Here is a 503-nt window from a genome sequence, read left to right on the forward strand (position 1 = left end):
CTACATTATGGAGAAGGCTAATGTTCAGTTTAAATCGGTTAACTTTATGCGCGGCCGTAGTATTCAAAATGCGGTGGTCATTTTAGATGAGAGCCAAAATTTAACGGCATCTCAACTTAAAACGATTATTACTCGCTGCGGCGAAGGTACTAAATTAATTTGTACAGGTAACTTGGCGCAAATTGATAGTAACTATTTAACGCCAGTAACATCGGGCTTAACGTACATAGTAGAGCGCTTTAAAAACTTTGAAGGCAGCGCAACTATAAACCTCAACGGTGTTGTGCGTAGTCGCTTAGCGTCATTTGCAGAAGAAAATTTATAACTTGCGCTTAACAAATTGGCTCGATAGTCTATCGATTGATTTTCGAGCCAAATGGCAGGCAGTACATTGAATTTTTTACCTCTGAAGCATTATTATCGTTCATTATTTATTGCGCTTTTAGTGCCATTGATTGTCGCTTTTTTACTGTGCTTGCACTTATATAATATAAAGCTTGGAT

At 37.8% G+C, this 503-nt stretch carries 1 protein-coding gene; it reads left to right on the forward strand.

What is annotated here, in order from left to right:
- Positions 1–325: PhoH family protein (locus IP510_RS13660; RefSeq protein WP_194365360.1), on the forward strand; the 325-nt coding region annotated here is incomplete at its 5' end.
- Between the last annotated feature and the right edge of the window lie 178 nt (positions 326–503).

The organism is Psychrobacter sp. NG254 (assembly GCF_015277735.1).
Classification (GTDB): Bacteria; Pseudomonadota; Gammaproteobacteria; order Pseudomonadales; family Moraxellaceae; genus Psychrobacter.